Annotated in this window: 13 protein-coding genes; 7 read left to right on the forward strand and 6 right to left on the reverse strand. The window is 42.5% G+C overall.

All coding sequences use genetic code 11. The features are described 5' to 3' along the window. Positions 1 to 11: 11 nt before the first annotated feature. From fusA to ACRHOZ_RS05300, 4 genes are all read right to left on the reverse strand, one after another. A complete protein-coding gene (gene fusA / locus ACRHOZ_RS05285) occupies positions 12 to 2,138 on the reverse strand; it encodes an elongation factor G (RefSeq protein WP_431123120.1) in 2,127 nt (708 codons plus the stop codon). An 8-nt stretch (positions 2,139 to 2,146) separates the two neighbouring features. Further along, a complete protein-coding gene (rpsG, locus tag ACRHOZ_RS05290) occupies positions 2,147 to 2,623 on the reverse strand; it encodes a 30S ribosomal protein S7 (RefSeq protein ID WP_422348878.1) in 477 nt (158 codons plus the stop codon). Positions 2,624 to 2,629: 6 nt separating this feature from the next. Continuing rightward, positions 2,630 to 3,004, reverse strand: a complete 375-nt coding sequence (rpsL, locus tag ACRHOZ_RS05295) for a 30S ribosomal protein S12 (RefSeq protein ID WP_031445118.1) — start codon at positions 3,002 to 3,004, stop codon at positions 2,630 to 2,632. Positions 3,005 to 3,185: 181 nt separating this feature from the next. Further along, entirely contained in the window at positions 3,186 to 3,965 is a 780-nt protein-coding gene (locus tag ACRHOZ_RS05300) for a hypothetical protein (RefSeq protein ID WP_431123124.1), read from the reverse strand. Between the two features lie 345 nt (positions 3,966 to 4,310). Here ACRHOZ_RS05300 and ACRHOZ_RS05305 point away from each other — a divergent pair, with 345 nt between their 5' ends. From ACRHOZ_RS05305 to rlmB, 6 genes are all read left to right on the forward strand, one after another. After that, positions 4,311 to 7,562, forward strand: a complete 3,252-nt coding sequence (locus ACRHOZ_RS05305) for a SusC/RagA family TonB-linked outer membrane protein (protein WP_431123126.1) — start codon at positions 4,311 to 4,313, stop codon at positions 7,560 to 7,562. A gap of 19 nt (positions 7,563 to 7,581) precedes the next feature. Beyond that, positions 7,582 to 9,303, forward strand: a complete 1,722-nt coding sequence (locus ACRHOZ_RS05310; RefSeq protein WP_431123128.1) for a SusD/RagB family nutrient-binding outer membrane lipoprotein — start codon at positions 7,582 to 7,584, stop codon at positions 9,301 to 9,303. 35 nt (positions 9,304 to 9,338) lie between these two features. Next, positions 9,339 to 10,616 (forward strand): hypothetical protein, encoded by a 1,278-nt coding sequence (locus tag ACRHOZ_RS05315; protein WP_431123130.1) that lies wholly within the window; start codon positions 9,339 to 9,341, stop codon positions 10,614 to 10,616. A 153-nt stretch (positions 10,617 to 10,769) separates the two neighbouring features. Next, complete coding sequence (locus tag ACRHOZ_RS05320; protein ID WP_431123133.1) at positions 10,770 to 12,128, forward strand: arylsulfotransferase family protein; 1,359 nt, start codon at positions 10,770 to 10,772, stop codon at positions 12,126 to 12,128. 82 nt (positions 12,129 to 12,210) lie between these two features. Then, positions 12,211 to 15,552, forward strand: coding sequence for a VCBS repeat-containing protein (locus tag ACRHOZ_RS05325; protein ID WP_431123135.1), 3,342 nt, complete (start codon positions 12,211 to 12,213; stop codon positions 15,550 to 15,552). Positions 15,553 to 15,581: 29 nt separating this feature from the next. Then, positions 15,582 to 16,319: a 23S rRNA (guanosine(2251)-2'-O)-methyltransferase RlmB gene (rlmB, locus tag ACRHOZ_RS05330; RefSeq protein ID WP_431123138.1), complete on the forward strand. Its 738-nt coding sequence runs from the start codon at positions 15,582 to 15,584 to the stop codon at positions 16,317 to 16,319. Here the strand turns inward: rlmB and ACRHOZ_RS05335 are convergent. Beyond that, a complete protein-coding gene (locus tag ACRHOZ_RS05335; RefSeq protein WP_431123140.1) occupies positions 16,316 to 17,044 on the reverse strand; it encodes a rhomboid family intramembrane serine protease in 729 nt (242 codons plus the stop codon). The two genes, rlmB and ACRHOZ_RS05335, sit on opposite strands and share 4 nt — an antisense overlap. A 132-nt stretch (positions 17,045 to 17,176) precedes the next feature. On the opposite strand from ACRHOZ_RS05335, the gene ACRHOZ_RS05340 reads away from it, so the two are divergent. After that, positions 17,177 to 18,454, forward strand: coding sequence for a replication-associated recombination protein A (locus tag ACRHOZ_RS05340; protein ID WP_431123142.1), 1,278 nt, complete (start codon positions 17,177 to 17,179; stop codon positions 18,452 to 18,454). Here the strand turns inward: ACRHOZ_RS05340 and ACRHOZ_RS05345 are convergent. After that, entirely contained in the window at positions 18,451 to 19,299 is an 849-nt protein-coding gene (locus tag ACRHOZ_RS05345; RefSeq protein ID WP_431123144.1) for a hypothetical protein, read from the reverse strand. The two genes, ACRHOZ_RS05340 and ACRHOZ_RS05345, sit on opposite strands and share 4 nt — an antisense overlap. Between the last annotated feature and the right edge of the window lie 8 nt (positions 19,300 to 19,307).

Raw genomic sequence — 19,307 nt, forward strand, 5'->3', positions numbered from 1 at the left:
TTGCTGAAAAATTAAGCGGTTACCCCTTTTACTGATTTAATTACTTCCTCTGCAATATTGTTAGGAGTTTCTGCGTAGTGCGAAAATTCCATTGTGGAAGTTGCTCTACCAGAAGACAATGTTCTCAAAGCAGTTACATAACCGAACATTTCGGAAAGCGGCACTTCAGCCTTAACAACTTTGGAACCAGCTCTATCATCCATGTTGTTTACCTGACCTCTTCTACGGTTCAAGTCACCAACAATATCACCCATGTTTTCTTCCGGAGTTAATACCTCCAACTTCATGATAGGCTCCATCAATACAGCTCTTGCAGCCTTGGCAGCTACTTTGTAGCCCAATTTAGCGGCAAGCTCAAAAGAAAGTGAATCAGAATCCACAGGGTGGAACGACCCATCCTTAAGGGTAATCTTCATACTATCCATCTCAAATCCAGCCAAAGGACCATTCTTCATAGCCTCTTTGAATCCTTTTTCCACAGATGGTATATATTCCTTAGGAATGTTACCTCCTTTGATCTCATTGATAAACTCAAGACCTGCTTTACCTTCTTCAGCAGGCTCCATGGTAAATACGATATCCGCAAATTTACCACGACCACCAGTCTGTTTCTTGTAAGTCTCTCTATGGTCCGCAGTTGCAGTCAATGCTTCTTTGTACTCAACCTGAGGTTGACCTTGGTTTACCTCAACCTTGAACTCACGACGCAAACGGTCCACGATGATATCCAAGTGAAGCTCACCCATACCTGAAATAATGGTCTGACCTGAAGCTTCATCAGTCTTAACCTGGAAAGTTGGATCTTCCTCGGCCAATTTAGCCAAAGACATCCCCAATTTATCCACATCAGCCTTGGTTTTAGGCTCAACAGCGATACCGATTACGGGATCTGGGAAATTCATGCTTTCAAGCACAATAGGGTGCTTTTCTGAAGACATGGTGTCACCTGTCTTGATATCCTTAAATCCAACTGCCGCACCAATATCCCCAGCTTCAATGTACTCAATGGCATTCTGCTTGTTAGAGTGCATTTGGTAGATACGGGAGATTCGCTCTTTTTTACCAGAACGGTTATTCAAAATGTATGAACCTGCATCCAGACGACCAGAGTATGCTCTAAAGAAAGCCAATCGACCCACGAAAGGATCCGTGGCAATCTTAAATGCCAAAGCAGAAAATGGCTCTTTTGGATCTGGTTTTCTTGTGACCTCATTTCCTGTATCGGGATCTGTACCTACGATATCGTCCTTGTCCAATGGAGAAGGCAAATAACGACATACGGCATCCAACAAGAATTGAACTCCTTTGTTCTTAAAGGAAGAACCACAGACCATAGGAATAATGGCTCTATCCATAACAGCAGCTCTCAACGCAGCGTGAACCTCTTCCTCGGTGATGGAATTCTCATCTTCGAAGAACTTCTCCATCAAATCTTCATCATATTCTGCTACGGCCTCGATCAAGGCAGCTCTGTATTCTTTAACCTCGTCTTGCATTTCTGCAGGAATATCAATTACATCAAATGTAGAACCGAAGTTCTCATCGTGCCATACGATAGCCCTGTTCTTGGCTAGATCAACAATACCTTTAAAGTCAGCTTCCTCACCAATTGGCAAAACAATTGGCACTGCATTGGAGCCCAACATCTCACGAACCTGTTTGCACACGTTCAAGAAGTTGGAACCTTGGCGATCCATTTTGTTTACGAAACCAATTCGAGGCACCTTGTAGTTATCGGCCAATCTCCAGTTTGTTTCGGATTGTGGCTCAACACCGTCTACCGCACTGAACAAGAAGACCAAACCATCCAAAACACGCAATGAACGGTTTACCTCTACGGTAAAGTCAACGTGCCCGGGAGTATCTATAATATTAAAGTGATATCCTTTTGCATCAGCTGTGGGCTGCCCATTTTCAGTAGGGAACTGCCATGTACAAGTTGTAGCAGCAGAGGTAATGGTAATACCACGCTCCTGCTCTTGCTCCATCCAGTCCATAGTAGCCGCACCATCGTGCACCTCACCAATCTTGTGACTTACACCTGTATAAAAAAGAATACGCTCTGTAGTAGTGGTTTTTCCGGCATCAATGTGCGCCGCAATACCTATATTCCTTGTATATTTTAAATCTCTTGACATTGTTTTGACTAGAATCTAAAGTGTGAGAATGCTTTATTGGCCTCGGCCATTTTGTGAGTGTCCACTCTTTTCTTAACAGCAGCACCTTCTTCTTTGGAAGCTGCTAAAATTTCAGCTGCCAATTTTTGCGCCATGGACTTCTCATTACGCTTTCTAGCGTAGCTGATCAACCATTTCATGGCTGTAGAAATCTTACGGTCTGGACGAATCTGCATGGGAATCTGGAATGTAGCACCACCTACTCTTCTACTTCTTACTTCTACGTGTGGCATTACATTGGAAAGGGCATCTTTCCACAATTCCAAAGCGGTTTTTTCTTCGTCTTGGTTTTTTTCATCCACAATGTCAATGGCATCGTAGAAAACCTTGAAGGCAACGGATTTTTTTCCGTCCCACATCATCATGTTCACAAAGCGAGTTACCAGCTGGTCATTAAACCTTGGATCTGGCAACAATGGTCTTTTTTTCGCCTGTCTTTTTCTCATGTCTTCTTATTTTTTAGGACGTTTTGCACCGTACTTTGATCTACGTTGCGTTCTACCTGCTACCCCTGCGGTATCCAATGCACCACGAACAATGTGGTATCGCACACCAGGTAAATCCTTTACTCTTCCACCTCTAACCAATACTATCGAGTGCTCTTGGAGGTTGTGACCTTCACCAGGGATATACGCGTTAACTTCCTTACCGTTGGTTAACCTAACCCTTGCAACTTTACGCATTGCAGAGTTTGGTTTCTTAGGCGTAGTTGTGTACACACGCGTACAAACCCCTCTTCGCTGAGGGCACGAATCCAAAGCAGCCGATTTACTCTTCTTGGTAATGGTGACTCTTCCTTTTCGTACTAATTGTGAAATTGTTGGCATTAAAATTTCTATTAAATATCAAAACAACCCTCGTTTTGAGGGCTGCAAATGTAGTGATATTTCGGAATAATTCAAATCCCGAAAGATTAAATTTCCGATCAATCTCGAAAATCAAATAATTATCCTAAATACAGATGAAAATGGAAGCTGTACAACAATTGGGCCTGTCAATTGATTTGAACTAAAGATTACCCGCAAAGGTTACCACGTTTACAAGGCCTCTCTTCGTCTTTAAATCAATGCCTTTTTCTTTAATAAATTTCTTGACCTTTGGTTGATGCTCAGCGGAAAACAGGGTCACAAACTCTTTTTTCTTTGAGGGAATGTAGACTGGGAATGCATCATCCAATGCCAAATAATAATTGGTTTCGTCCACAAATCGATGCGGAAAGGAAACGGAATGGGATGTTTTTGCCGGCTTCCCCTCCTTGAAGAGTTTCTTGTTCTGCTCGAACAAACGGTAGTTCCCCAAGGACACAACCTCCTTCAAGTAAGCTTGATTCCTTTCCCCTTTCTTGTCCAGAAGTATCATATAGGAATACAAATGACCATTCAGCACGCAGGAAATATCTTGATTTTTGAGAAGTGCAAGGGTCTTGTCCTCTTTCAAATTAGTGTTCTTAATTTCAAATTCATCATTGAAGGCATTGTACCTCATGAACATTTTTCGATCTTCCTGTCCTTTGAAAAGAATCGAACCACTCTCAAAAGCTTCATTTATGTAAATGGACCCTTCGATATCTCTCAAATTCAACTGTTGTTCAATGCCAAGAGCAGCAAATTTATCGCGCATTTGGCTGTAAAAGTTTTCTGACGCTGGATTGTTACCAAAATCCGGCCCAATGCCCTGGAGTCCTTTTTGGTAAACACTGATCACCCCAGGTTGAACATTAGCTTTTTGTTGCGCCAACAACAAGGATCCAAAACCGAAGACGAAAAAGAAAAAAAATATTGTTCTCATACCCCATATATATATTAAGGTATAAATTACAAATTATAACCCGCTCCAACTTCCCTCAAAAGACTTTTAACAAAAAACTGTTTTATTTCCGCCCTAAAGCCCCTCTTTTTTACAAATACAACAGGTATTTCGGCATTTTCAAAGATCCATAACACATTTGGATTACTACCAAATTTTGTCTTTTTGACAATTTTCACCCCTATCAATTGATGACAACACAATAATCAAATGTCATTTTGCACGCTTTGTATTTGTAGCCGCAGTCTTAAAATTTTAGTAAAATTAGTTTGGATTATTAACATGAAATTATGATTTTAGCGCCTAGCTAATTCAAATAATTTTAAAATGAGAACAAAACTTAATGGATTGTTAACGCTGTTATTGGCGTTTGTTGTGCATGTTTCCTTTGCACAAGACAAGACGATTACAGGTACTGTTACGGATGCCGATGGCCTTCCGTTGCCTGGGGTCAACATTGTCGTTGATGGTACCACTACGGGTACCCAAACAGATTTTGACGGACTCTATACGATTAGTGCCAGTCAAGGTCAGACACTTCTTTTCACTTATATAGGACAGAGAGACGCAAGAAGGGTCGTTGGTGCAAGTGACGTGATCGATGTTCAAATGGAAGAGGACACTCAGGCTCTTGAAGAGGTTGTGGTTACGGCCCTTGGTATTAAGAGGGAGAAGCAAGCACTGGGTTATGCAGTAACCGAAGTTGGTTCTGACGATTTGGAACAACGTCCTGAAGGTGATGTGGCCAGGGTGCTACAAGGTAAAGCTTCCGGGGTTCAGATTACGCAACAAAGTGGTCTTTCCGGATCTGGTACCAACATTGTAATTAGGGGTCAAACTACTTTTAGTGGTAGTAACCAAGCTTTGTTCATCATTGATGGTGTACCATTTAGTACGGACACCAACTCACAAGGTCGAAATGGGGACAGACAAGATTTTGTTAACGGTAACAACGGTTCAAGTAGATTTTTGGATCTTGACCCAAACAGTATAGAAAGTGTAAACGTACTTAAAGGTCTTGCGGCCGCAACACTTTACGGATCTCAAGGACGTAACGGTGTAATCTTGATCACTACAAAAGGTGGTTCTTCGCAAGCAGGTCCAAAAAAGACTGAAATCACTGTTAACTCTTCTCTTTTCTTCAACGAAATTGCTTCGTTGCCAGATTATCAGAATGAGTACGGAAATGGTTTCGACCAGTCTTTCGGATGGTTCTTCAGTAACTGGGGGCCAAGCTTTAGAAGAGAAGGAGCTTCCGGTTGGGGTGCACAAGCTGCAATCGATGACCAAGGAACATTGGCTCACCCATACTCTACTTCTACTGCTGCTATTCAAGCAGCATTCCCAGAATTCCAGGGACAGCGATATGAGTGGAGACCTTATGACAGTGTAAAGAATTTCTTTAGAACAGGTACTGTTTCCAATACTTCCGTTAACGTTAGGGGAGCTTCTGACGATGGTAAAGTTGGTTATAACATGAACTATGGTTACCTAAAGGACAATGGATTTACTCCTAACAACAGTGTAACACGTAATACTTTATCTCTTGGTGGTAGAGCTCAGTTATCGAACAAGTTCACCGTCAACGGTACAATTAACTTCGCAAGAACCAAATTCATCTCTCCTCCTGTAGCATTGAGCCAGGGTAACGGAGCTACCGGTACCGGTTCTTCAGTATTTGGTGACCTTTGGTTTACTCCAAGGAGTATTGATGTGCAAGGACTTCCTTTCCAAGATCCAATTACTGGTGGTAGTGTGTACTACAGACAGAACAACTCCATCCAGCACCCACTATGGACTGTTGCAAATGCAGAGTCAAGACAGGAAACCAACAGGGTATTTGGTCAGGCAACTGTACAGTACGAGTTGAATGACAATCTAAACGTCATTTACCGTGCTGGTGTTGACGTGTATAGCGAGAACAACACCAATCACCAAAACAAAGGAGGTATTAACAGTAACTCCGGTGATGTAAGGTTGGCAAGTGGAGTTTACGAAACTTGGAACAACACCAATACAATTTGGGACCATAACTTAGTGTTAAACGGAGATTACGATATCACTGAAAAGATAGGATCTACTTTCAACATTGGCGGTACCACACGTAGAACTGTTTTTGATCAAAATGGTGTAGCGAGTGATGGTCAGCAGGTATTTGGAGTGTTGAGACACTTTAACTTCTTGAACCAAAATGAAATTCAATCATTTAGTGAGTTGAATATTGCTGGGGTTTATGCCCAGGCAGATTTTGACTATGACAACTTCCTGTATTTAACCGTGGCTGCAAGAAACGATTGGGTATCCAACTTCTCCACGGACAACAGAACGCAGTTCTATCCTTCAGCAAGTTTGTCATTCATCCCAACTGCGGCCATTGATGGTCTTAAATCTGAGAATGTATTGAACTACTTGAAGATTCGAGGTGGTATTGGGGTTTCTGCAAACTTTGATGTATTGACTACTACTTACCCTGTTGCCAGTACATTATTCTTGGACACTCAGGATGCACAGGATGCTACAGGACAAAATGTGGTTACCAATACAACAGGATTCCGTTTAGGTAATCCTAACCTTCAGCCAGAAACTTTGGAAGAAATTGAGATTGGTATCGAATCTAGATGGTGGGACAGCAGAATTACATTGGATGCTTCCGTTTACCAAAGAAAGACCAACGATTTGATTTTGGACAGACCTCTTGATCCTGCTACTGGATTTACAGTTACAGCAACCAACATTGGTGAGATCGAGTCTGAAGGTGTGGAGATTGATCTTGGTGTAAACTGGATCAGAGGTGATGAAGAAGGTGACTTTGATTGGACAACCAATCTTAACTTCACTGCTTACGAAACTACAGTTACAGACCTTGGTTTGGATACAGACCAAGTAGTTTACTCTGGTTTCTCCAACTTGGGTAACGCCGCTATTGAAGGGGAGCCTCTTGGGGTATTCTTCGGTAGTAGAATTGCTACAGATGCAAACGGTAACTACGTTGTTGGTGCTGACGGTAACTACGTACAAGATCCAACTGATGGAATCATCGGTGATCCAAACCCAGATTGGATAGCTAACGTAAGAAACAGTATTTCCTATAAAAACTTCACCCTAGGATTCCAGTGGAACTGGACACAAGGTGGTGATGTATACTCTTCTACAATTTCTACACTATTGGGTAGAGGATTGATTACAGAGACTATTGACAGGGAAAACACCTTTATTCTGCCTGGAGTTGACGCCGCTGGTAATGTTAACAACAGACAAATCAACAATTCAACGTATTTCTTCAGTAACCTATTGTTTGGCCCAAGTGAGCTTCAAGTTTACGATGCTACTACAGTTAGGTTGCAGGAAGCTTCTTTGAGCTATAGCTTGCCATCCAAATTCTTGGACAAGACACCATTCGGTTCGCTTTCCTTTACAATTTCTGGAAACAACCTTTGGTACAGAGCAATCAATACACCTAAAGGTGCACGCTTTGATCCAAACACAAGTGGTACTGGTGTAGGTAACGGTTTTGGTTTCGACTTTATCAACGGACCAAGCTCAAGAAGATACGGCCTTAGTGTAAAAGCATCATTCTAAGAACATAACAATAATAATAATGAAAAACATTAGCAGATATATGACTTTGACGGTCTTAGGAGGATTGCTTGCATTCACCTCTTGTGAGACCACGGAGCTCGACCTTACCGCCAACCCAAATTTCCTGACTCCAGATCAGGCGGGTGTTGACTTCTTCTTGAACTCAATTCAAGAGGATTTCGTAAGGCAGTTTGAGGGCGATGCGGATTTTGACCTTAATGATAACTGGCAATCCGGTGGTAATACCACTGGAGACGGTTTCAACGAATTGGGTATGGAAATGACCCGTATCGTAAACATGAACGGTAGGAACTACAATACTGTTTACCAAGATAGTGACATGAACGATGAATGGATTAATGCCTATAGAGGTGTTCTTGCTGACATCCGTGCCATGACTCCACTTGCACAAGAAGCTGGATTGACCAGACATATTGGTATAGCTCAATTTATTGAGGCTTACTTGATGATCAGTATGGTGGATTTCTTTGGAGATGTTCCTTATTCTGAAATTGTACAAGGAGAGCAGCAAAACTTTAATCCAGCTGTTGATTCTGGAGCAAGTATTTATGATGCATGTTTGGTTCTTATTGATCAAGCCATTGCCAATTTTAACAGCACTGCAACAGCTAACCCAGCAGTTGATTTCTACTATGGAAACGACTATGCAAAATGGGAAAGAGCTGCGAATACGCTTAAACTGAAAATCTATGTGCAACGTAGATTGGTAGATTCAGGAGCAGCTGCAAGCTTTAACGCTATTATCACAGGTGGTAACTACATTCAGGATACTGCAGACGATTTTGTTTGGAGATGGCCTGCTACTAGTGCAACTCAACCTGATACAAGACACCCAAGATATGGTATCAACTACCAAGCTGCAGGTGCAGGTGAATATATGTCCAACTGGTTGATGTCTTTGATGGACGAGTCTGCTGATCCAAGAACTCGTTACTACTTCTACAGACAGACCAATGCTGTTCCTGGTGCAGAGATTGCTCCTAACGAGGAATTGTTGAACTGTTCTTTGGAAACTCCTCCTCAGCACTACATCAACGCTGGATTTGGTGGGGATTTCTGCTGGTTACCTAACGGTTTCTGGGGTAGAGCTCACGGAGAGGCTGATGGTATTCCACCAGATGGACTTCTAAGAGCAACTTACGGAACTTACCCTGTTGGTGGTAGATTTGATGATGACAGTTTCTTGGCCATTAGCCCATCTGCTGGTGGTGGTGGAACAGGTATCACTAACCTATTGACTGCCTTCGGTGTTGATTTCATGAGAGCTGAAATGGCTTTGGCCGCTGGTAATACTGGCGATGCTAGAACCTTCATGTTGGCAGGTTACGCCAAATCTGTTGCTAAGGTTCAGGCTTTCCTAACAGGAAGAGAAGCTGGTGCTGACCTTTCCTTCGTACCTTCTGAAGGCGATGTAAATGCATACGCTACGCAGGTAGGTATCGCTTTTGACGATGCTGACGCTGATGGAAAATGGGATGTTTTGGGTGAGCAGTACTTCATTGCCCACTTTGGAAACGGTGTTGAGCCTTACAACTTCTATAGAAGAACAGGTTTCCCAACCACACTTCAGCCTAACTTGGAGCCAGATCCTGGAACTTTCATTAGATCTATGTACTATCCTGCAAATGCGGTTAACAATAACTCTAATATCAGCCAAAAAGCTGATCAGACGCAGCCCGTATTTTGGGATACTAACCCCACCGCTCCCGCGGCTAACTAAAAAAAAGAGCGATGAAAAACGTAAAAATGAATTACATGAAAAATTTCAAGACGTATGTCTTGCTTGCCCTGGGCATCTTTATCGCAGGGTGTAGTGAAGACGACAAGGCCACGGTCATTGTACAAGAGACCGTGTCCAGTGGAGCTATTTTAAGAACGCTTTCCGCAACTGGAGCGTTGGATATGTTTGATACTGCCAGCGTTTTGGACTTCTCAATCCAGGAGCAAGATGCCGAAGGAGGAGATTTGTTGGATCGTGTAGAGATTACCGCAAGTTTTGTAGATAACAATGGTCCAGATAACTCTGTTGCCAATGCTGCTTTGGCTACTATTGCTGCTAGCGAATTCGGTGAAACGGAAGGATTGCCAAGTTTCGACTACAGCGTAACTATGGCCGAGGTTCTTTCTGCCACTGGCGTAGCACTTACAGATGTACTTCCAGGAGATCAATTCGTAATTGACATGGAGCTTTTCCTAACAGATGGAAGATCGTTCAAAAACTCCGATACTACTGGTAACGTGAGTGGAGGTTCTTTCTTTAGCTCTCCATACCAATACACAGAGTTGGTTGATGATGGTATCGAGTTTGAGATCGAAGACGTAAATGCAAATGAAGTTTCCTTGACCAACCCTAACATGGATTACTCTGTGGCCATTACCATAAATGATGGAAACGATCAAGCCTTGGTAGAAACTTTGAATCTTTATCGTGCTTTCGTGGACAGAAGTATTGTTGATGATATCAATGCCTCTGAGCCAGAAGAGCTTTTTGCAACTTGGAACATTGCTGATTTGGATATCGCAGATGGCGTAAGCTCTTTGGATTATGTAATCACTTTGGATGATTTGTATGGTCCTAACCTAACCTTTGACGATTTAGGAGTTAACGATGAGTTCCAATTACGTTACGAAATAGTAACTACAGATGGACGTGTGGTTACCACCGATGAAAACGATACTGAGTACTATAGAGCAGTATTCGTAACAGAATGTATCCAATTGAACGCTGATGCGCCATTCCCAGGTGAGTACACCATCAATTTCTTCGATAGCTACGGAGATGGATGGAACGGTGCTGCAATTGGAGTAAACATTGATGACGCTGGCGTTGTTGAGTACACACTAGAGGCCGGAGACAACGGTTCGGCTACATTTGATGTACCTGAAGGGTCAGTTTCTTTAGTTATCACTTTCATCTCTGGTGACTGGGATAGTGAGGTTACCTATACCATTCAAGATCCAAACTTGAAAACCGCTGCAAGTGGTGGTCCTAGCCCAGAAGTGGGTGAGATTACCATTCTTGTATGTGAATAATATAGTTATTAGGTTAACTTAAATTGTAAAAAGGGGCATCGTTGATGCCCCTTTTTTAATTATGAATTTCCTTTTATATTAGACGAGCACATGACTCCCTTTAGTGCGTGATCAATTTTCTTGAATTTAACTACCTTTAGCTCAAAAATTACTATGAAGCAAACTTTTAGATTGATTCTGGCTTCATTGCTATCCATCTTGTTTTTGATGAATGCATGCAACAGTGATGACAACTCTATGGATCCAGTGGATGATACAGGACAAAATCCTACCGATGACCAACCAACCACTGATGATGAACCTACCACTGACGATGAACCTACGGATCCTCCTGGTGTAGGAGAAGCGGCTGGCACCGTGGAAATTTTTAATGCCGACTTGGTCAGTGATGGCTATGTCCTGATTAATGATGCAGGTGCGGACAGAGTATATCTAATGGACAAAAACTCCATTATCCTTCACGAATGGGACTTGCCTTTTGGTATTGGCAATGATGTGGAATTAATGGATGATGGCCGTCTTTTGGGTATCATGAAAGCAGAAGAACCGGACATCCAATACGGAGGTCAGGGCGGTAAGCTCCAATTCGTAAATCCTGATAGTTCTGTAGACTGGAATTTTGATTATTCCTCCCCAGAATATATTACCCACCATGATGTTGAACTGCTTCCCAATGGCAATGTAATCACCATTGTCTGGGAAAGAAGAACAGTAGAACAAGCAGAACAGGCAGGATCCAGCCTGGAAATCGACATTTTCCCGGAAGCTATAATAGAAATAGACCCTACCACAGATGAAATCGTATGGGAATGGCATGCCTGGGATCATCTTGTTCAAGATCATGATGACACCAAAGATAATTTTGGTGTGGTAGCTGATAATCCAAACCTTATCAACCTAAATTATGTAACAGACAAGGAAGGGGATATCATGCATGCCAATGGTCTTGAATATGACGAAAACAACGATTTGATTTTCCTAAGTGTAAACTTCTATCACGAAGTCTGGGTCATAGATCATAGTACTACCACAGCAGAAGCCGCAACCAGCTCTGGGGGCAACTTTGGAATGGGTGGCGACCTGATCTACCGATTTGGTAATCCTAAGGCCTACGACAATGCGATGGGCGAAAGACTGTTTAGGAACAACCATCACCCTAGATTGTTGGACGGTGCGGATTTGGGTAAGTTTTCCATTTACTCCAACGGAGCGGATTTGGAGCAATCCACAGCCTATGAGCTTACACTTCCAGATCCATTGGAACTCCAGGCCAATGAAGACAACGAACCTACCGTTGCGTGGAGCTTTACAGATGCTGACCTTTACGCGCCCAGAGTGTCCGGAATGGTAAGGATTCCCACTGGCAACAGACTTATCACCGAAGGTGATTTTGGTGTTTGGGAAGTTACCGAGGCAGGTGAATTAGTTTGGAAGTTTCACACTCCAGGATTCTATTGGAGATCGTATCACTATGCAACGGACCATCCTGGGATAGTAGCCCTTGGACTTTAGCAATCGTTCCTTGGTTCTTGCTCCAATTTAACTATATCGCTTTCAATAATATAGTATATTTCGCTACGAATTGAATTTGCCCATGCCCAAGCTTTATACATATATATACGTATCCCTGTTGCTCTTTATAGCAAGCTGTGGTACAGATAAAAAAGACAGTACTGCTTCCACTGATCCAATCGCTAAAACAGAAGGAAAGAAGCTGTTCCAGAAACTGGAAAGTGCCCTTAGCGGAATAAGCTTCAGCAATACCATTACCCATGATGTAAGTACCATGGAAAATCTTTTTGATTATGATTACTTCTACAATGGTGCCGGGGTAGGTATGGAAGATTTGAACAATGACGGCCTTTTGGACGTGGTTTTCTGTGGAAATCAGGTTCCCAACCGTATCTATTTGAATCAAGGGGGACTAAAGTTTAAGGATATTACCGAAACATCCGGAATCAATACAGGAAAGCATTGGTCCAATGGGGTCACTTTTGTGGATATTGATGCTGATGGCTGGATGGATATTTACTTCTCCCAAGGCGGTCCTAAAAATCGTCAGGAACGTAAGAATCTGCTGTTTATCAACCAAAAGGATGGAACCTTTGTTGAAAGTGCTGCAGCATTTGGACTTGCGGATGAAGGCATAAGTACGCAATCTGCATTTTTTGATTATGATAAGGATGGTGACCTGGATTGCATGGTCATGAATGAAAACGAGCTATATGGCTTTGATCCCATAAGTTTAGAGCGTTACATCAAGTCCAACCCAGAAAGTATCTACTATAATTCGTCCCATCTGTACCGAAACGATGGAGGTAAATTTGTGGATGTAACACGGGCAGCGGGTCTGGAAAAACCGATTTTCGGGCTCGGACTTGCTATTTCGGACATTGACGAAGATGGCTGGTTGGACATATACTTGGCAAGTGACTATTATCTCCCAGATGTACTTTACCTCAACAATAAAAATGGAACCTTTTCAGATCGTATAAAGGAAACAACCAACCAAATTTCTTTCTATGGAATGGGTATGGACATTGCCGACATTGACAACGACAATCTTCAGGACATATTTGTTCTGGACATGGCCGCCAATGATCATGTGCGCTCCAAAACCCTTATGGCTTCCATGAGTACCAGCAGGTTTGATTATTTGGTGAACAAAAGGGATTTTCAGTACCAGTACATGTACAATTCCCTTCAAAAAAATATTGGAGATCTAAAATTCAATAATATTTCCCAACTCTCTGGGGTAGCCAATACAGATTGGAGCTGGTCTGTCCTCATGAACGATTTTGATTTGGATGGACAAAAGGAAATCCATATTACCAATGGATACCGCCGCTATGCTCTGGACAATGACCTTCAAAGGCGTGTTTTTGAGGCAAGACAAAAGTATGGCAACAATGTACCCCTTCAGGTAAAACAGGAACTTTATGAATCTATGCCCTCCGAAAGATTACCCAATATTATGTACAAAAGCACCTCGGCCTTAAAGTTCGCCAACGTTTCCCAAGAATGGGGGTTGGATGATTTTTCCTTTAGCAACGGTGCGGCCAGTGGGGATTTGGACAATGATGGAGATCTGGACTTGGTGGTCAACAATATGGATGATGCCGCCTTTGTCTATAAAAATCTATCCGTTGAGGAGGGAAAAGGAAATTATCTTAAAGTCATTACAGAAGGAAATAGCTCTGAGGAATTTGCCAAAGTTGTTATCGGTACCGGAAAAAACTCTCAGATGATTGAGGTAAAACGGGTGCGGGGCTACAGATCTGCCCAGGAACCCAATGCGCTTTTTGGCATCGGCAGCACAAAAACCATTGATACGGTATCCGTTTATTGGAAATCAGGGAAAATGGAGCAAAAAGTCAAGGTTCCTGCCAACTCCACCCTTGTCTTTAAGGAAGAGGATGCCACTTTACCACATCAAGCCAAACGCAGGAACAGCTTGTTTCAACAGCTTAATGCAAGAAATATAGGCTTGGACTTTACCCATAAGGAAAATCCTTTTGATGATTTTGAAAAAGAGATTCTACTCCCCTATAAGCAATCCAATTTAGGGCCGTTCATTACCAAGGGTGACATTAACAATGACGGGAAGGTAGACCTTCATATTGGTGGTGCTTCTGGCCAAGCTGGGCAACTATTTGTACAAAGTAGTAACGGATTCAAAAAATTACCCAGCCCTGCCCTGGTCAACGATGCTTCTTTTGAGGATATGGAATCGATGTTTTTTGATTTTGATGGAGATCAAGACTTGGATCTCTATGTGGTTAGTGGCGGAAATGAGTTTGCAGAACATTCCTCCTACCATACCGACAGAATCTACATCAACGACGGTAATGGGCAATTTTCCAGACTGGACAGTGATGTTTTGGGCAAATTCCCAAAAAATGGTAAGGCTGTGACCTTTATCGACTTTGACAAGGATGGGGACAATGATATTATAATTGGGAATAGGGTTGTTCCCGGTGCCTATCCCAATCACCAGTCATCTGCACTTTTGGAAAACCAAAATGGGGAACTGGTGGACGCCACAGAAAAAATAGCCCCAGAGCTGCTGGATTTTGGAATCATCAATGATCTTGAAACTACGGACATCAACAATGATGGTTGGGAAGATTTCATTGCCGTTGGGGAATGGACAGGCGTTGGAGTTTTCATGAATCAGCAAGGTGTATTTAAAAACATTTCCAAAGACAACCCTGTTTTGGCAGAACAAGGCTGGTATTTTTCTGTTAATGAGACTGACGTGAACAACGATGGACTAAAGGACTATATTTTAGGGAACGCCGGACTCAATATCAAGTTCAAGGCCTCTGCGGATAAACCCTTCAAGATATTCTCCGCAGATTTTGACGACAATGGAACCAATGATATTGTATTGAGCAAAAAATACAACGGCACCTATGTACCTGTTCGAGGCCGCGAATGTTCTTCGCAACAAATGCCTTTTATCAAAGATAAATTTGAAACCTACAATGAGTTTGCCAATGCCAGCTTGGTAGATATCTATGGTGAGAAATTGAACACTTCCTATGAAAGAAGCGTCACCAACTTTACCTCTGCTGTGTTGATCAACAAGGGAGATGGGAATTTTGAAAAGCAAGAACTTCCCATTGAAAGTCAGATGTTCCCGCTTTTGGATTGTGTTTTTATCGACATTAACCAAGATGGATTTGAAGACGTGGTTACTGCTGGAAATATTTACGAGACCGAGGTGGAAACACCAAGATTGGATGCCATTTCCGGGCATATACTGTTATCCAATGGGAAAGATGGTTACATCAGCTTGCCACAACAGCAATCGGGCTTATTTTTGCAAGGAAATGTCAAGGACATTGAGGTCATAGAGACCGGGAACAATATTAATTACCTGATCAGTACCGTGAACAACGGATCAGTGACGGTACACAAATTCAGCTCGTAAGCAGTCTCGACCTAAATACAACTCAAGGAATGAACAACCAGATTTACGGCATACGCGCCATAATGGAAGCTATTGAGGCCGAACAGCCCATCAACAAGATTTTTCTACAAAAGGGATTGGGCGGTGAACTTTTTAGGGAGTTGGAAACGGTCATTCGGAAAAACGGAATCAGTAGTTCCTATGTTCCTGTCGAAAAACTAAACCGTTTGACCAAGAACAACCACCAGGGCGCGGTGGCACAGATATCCCCTGTGGAGTTTCAGGCGTTTGAATCCTTGGTGGAACAGGTGATGGAAAAGGAACAAGTCCCCTTTTTCCTATTATTGGACCAAATTTCAGATGTCCGAAACTTTGGCGCTATTATAAGAACTGCTGAATGCTGTGGGGTTCATGGTATCATAGTACCCAAGAATGGGGCAGCACCCATTACCGAGGACACGGTCAAAACATCGGCTGGAGCTGTGTTCAATGTTCCCATTGCCAAAGTGGACCATCTAAAAGATGCCATTTACTACCTTCAGGCTTCAGGTATATCTGTAATTGGTGCGACAGAAAAAACCGAAAACCAGATATATTCAGCGGATTTCAAATCTCCCTGTGCCATTATAATGGGCGCTGAGGATAAGGGCATTTCAAACTCTGTAATGAAAGTTCTGGATAGCAAGGTGAAACTACCGCTACTAGGTCAAATTGGTTCTTTAAATGTATCGGTAGCCTGTGGCGTATTCTTATATGAAGTGGTGCGGCAACGTAGTTCCGTAACCTAGTTCTCTTCCCTTTTTTTATAGTGATAGGTCACCTTAACGGCTTCTTCATTCTCCGCTTCGGGTTGGGTCTCAATAAAATTCCCATCCTTATCGAACTGTTTTAGGAAGGGATCGTTTTCCTCGTCGTAATCTTCCCTTTCCCAATCATATTTTTTAGTCGAAGGAACCCGTACCCTGGTGGTCAAGGCCAGAAAAAGGCCTGTGACAAATCCTGAAAGATGTCCCTCCCAAGAAATCCCGTCTTTAACTGGAAAAATATACCAAATCATGCTTCCGTAGATGAACACCACCACCAAAGAAAGGGCAACCAGTCTAAAATGTTTGGCAAAGACTCCTTTAAAAAATATAAAACTGGCCAAAACATAGATGACCCCACTGGCACCAATATGGTAGGAAGGGCGGCCAATCAACCATGTTAAAGCTCCTGAAATCAAAACCCCTAAAAGTAAAGTTTTGAAGGCCGCGTTTCTGTAGAAATAAACCAAAAACGAGGTTAAAACCGCCAGTGGAATGGTATTGTTGTATAAATGTTCCACAGATCCGTGTACAAATGGCCCAAACAAAATACCCCTTAAACCGGATAGTTTTCTGGGATAAATCCCAAATTCGTTGAAATTGAACCCAAACCTCACCTCCATCAAGTAAACTGTCCAAATGGAAAGGATGGCAACCAAAGGTGCCAACAGAACCGCATTGGAAAATTGAAAATGTTTGCTTTCGGACATATGTTAATAACTTCAATTATCCCTCCATAGTGTTGTAAAGGCACAAATTGTCAGGTTTTGCGCTACCCATTCCTTAAAATTAGAAGAAATGCACTTCAATTTCATCCTTTAATTTATCTTATTTTTATCGGTATGAATGAACCGCTTGCAGAGCGCATACGCCCAAAAACCTTAGAAGATTACATAAGCCAAAACCATTTGGTGGGTGTGGAAGGTTCCCTGACCCATCAAATTAAAAACGGTATTATCCCCTCTTTGATTTTTTGGGGGCCTCCAGGAACTGGAAAGACCACACTTGCCCATATTATTGCCAATGAAAGCGAACGCCCTTTTTATACCTTAAGCGCCATAAGCAGCGGAGTTAAGGACGTACGGGAAGTTATTGACAAGGCCAAACAAAGCGGAGGGCTTTTCACAGCCAAAAATCCCATTCTATTTATTGATGAGATTCATAGATTCAGTAAATCCCAACAAGATTCCTTATTGGGGGCTGTGGAAAAAGGTTGGGTAACCTTGATTGGTGCTACCACTGAAAACCCCAGTTTCGAGGTAATTCCCGCCTTATTGTCACGCTGTCAAGTATATGTCCTCAATCCGTTTGATAAAAGCGATTTGGAAGCCCTACTCCATAGGGCGATGGACACCGATACCATCCTAAAATCGAAAAAAATCCATTTAAAGGAAACTGAGGCATTATTGCGATTATCAGGTGGAGACGGGAGAAAGTTGTTGAACATCTTTGAATTGATCGTCAATGCGGAAGGCGGGGATGAAATTACGGTGACCAACGATGCCGTAATGAACAAAGTGCAGAAGAATACGGTGCTTTACGACAAGACGGGAGAACAGCATTATGATATTATTTCGGCATTTATCAAATCCATTCGTGGCAGTGATCCCAATGCAGCCGTATATTGGTTGGCCCGAATGATCGAGGGGGGTGAAGATGTAAAATTCATCGCCCGTAGGTTGGTGATTTTGGCTTCCGAAGATATAGGGAATGCCAATCCAACTGCCCTAGTTCTTGCCAATTCCACATTTCAGGCTGTCAATACCATAGGTTATCCTGAAGCCCGGATAATCCTAAGTCAATGTGCTACCTACTTGGCTAGCTCCCCTAAAAGCAATGCAAGTTATGCAGCCATTAAGCTGGCACAGCAAAAAGTAAGGGAAACGGGAGACCTTTCCGTACCCTTGGCCATAAGAAACGCACCAACCAAGTTAATGAAGGATTTGGGGTATGGTAAAGGGTATGACTATGCCCATGACCATGAAAACAATTTTGTAGACTTTGAATTTCTACCAGAAGAAATAGAAGGAACCACCTTTTACAAACCTGGGGATAATCCCAGGGAAAAAGCCATCAAGGATTTTCTTAAAAAACGCTGGAAGGACAAATACAACTTCTAGAACTTAATATGGAGTTCTTCCTGCTTCTTTCCGCTGCTATCTGAATATTCAAGCAACCACTTGTCCCCTTTTTTGAAAACCATACCACTCCTGGCATCATCATCCACCAAGAAAATATTGTCCACTGAGGTTTTGATCAGTTTAAGCACCACCTTGGGCGTACTATCCACCAATTGATATCCATTTTCCGTGGGTTGGGCGTACAAAAGATTTTTGGCAGGAGCCTCGGCTTTTTCCACCTTCTTCATATTGGAAGCCACAGGTTCCATGCTTTTAAAACTCTGTTCTTCCTGGGTGGCCACCTGCTCCACTACCCTAGGTGTTGGCTGTGCAGGTTTCTCCTCAACCGATTTAATATCGTTTTTAAAACTCACTGTAATGGGAGCTTCTTTTTTCTCTTCTTTCGGTTCTTCCTTTGGAGTATAACTGTATAGCATGGCTTGGATGGGGGCAAAAGCCTCACCCAAGGCTTCCCTATAGGCAGCACGGTACTCTTTTATCTTGCTTCTCCCCTCAATTGTCCTGTATACCTCATCCCCTTGACAATCTTTGAGAACAAGTGTGGTTTTGGTGCTGAACATGTTAGATGAATCATCCAATTCCACAAGGAGTCCCAGACAACGATTATTGGCCAGATCTTCCGGAAGACTGTCATCATATACAGCGGTAAATCCTTTTTGGGTAAATAAATATTTGACCGTAGTACTGGTCTGGTGCCTGTTTTCTTTGTTAAAGGCACTAAATTGCTTGGGTACAATGATATATTTATAGTTGTCCAATTGGGCATTTAACGCACTCCCCGCGCCAACTGCAAATACCAATAAAAGTAATAGTCGAGATTTCATATGGAACA

Origin of the sequence: Flagellimonas flava (genome assembly GCF_050617915.1) — a bacterium.
GTDB lineage: Bacteria > Bacteroidota > Bacteroidia > Flavobacteriales > Flavobacteriaceae > Flagellimonas > Flagellimonas flava_A.

Coding starts and splice junctions, on each gene's coding strand:
- ACRHOZ_RS05335 (WP_431123140.1), bottom strand. CDS start 17,044: ATGTCCGAAAGCAAACATTTTCAATTTTCCAATGCGGTTCTGTTGGCA.
- rlmB (WP_431123138.1), top strand. CDS start 15,582: ATGAACAACCAGATTTACGGCATACGCGCCATAATGGAAGCTATTGAG.
- ACRHOZ_RS05300 (WP_431123124.1), bottom strand. CDS start 3,965: ATGAGAACAATATTTTTTTTCTTTTTCGTCTTCGGTTTTGGATCCTTG.
- rpsL (WP_031445118.1), bottom strand. CDS start 3,004: ATGCCAACAATTTCACAATTAGTACGAAAAGGAAGAGTCACCATTACC.
- ACRHOZ_RS05340 (WP_431123142.1), top strand. CDS start 17,177: ATGAATGAACCGCTTGCAGAGCGCATACGCCCAAAAACCTTAGAAGAT.
- fusA (WP_431123120.1), bottom strand. CDS start 2,138: ATGTCAAGAGATTTAAAATATACAAGGAATATAGGTATTGCGGCGCAC.
- ACRHOZ_RS05315 (WP_431123130.1), top strand. CDS start 9,339: ATGAAAAATTTCAAGACGTATGTCTTGCTTGCCCTGGGCATCTTTATC.
- ACRHOZ_RS05310 (WP_431123128.1), top strand. CDS start 7,582: ATGAAAAACATTAGCAGATATATGACTTTGACGGTCTTAGGAGGATTG.
- ACRHOZ_RS05320 (WP_431123133.1), top strand. CDS start 10,770: ATGAAGCAAACTTTTAGATTGATTCTGGCTTCATTGCTATCCATCTTG.
- ACRHOZ_RS05345 (WP_431123144.1), bottom strand. CDS start 19,299: ATGAAATCTCGACTATTACTTTTATTGGTATTTGCAGTTGGCGCGGGG.
- rpsG (WP_422348878.1), bottom strand. CDS start 2,623: ATGAGAAAAAGACAGGCGAAAAAAAGACCATTGTTGCCAGATCCAAGG.
- ACRHOZ_RS05325 (WP_431123135.1), top strand. CDS start 12,211: ATGCCCAAGCTTTATACATATATATACGTATCCCTGTTGCTCTTTATA.
- ACRHOZ_RS05305 (WP_431123126.1), top strand. CDS start 4,311: ATGAGAACAAAACTTAATGGATTGTTAACGCTGTTATTGGCGTTTGTT.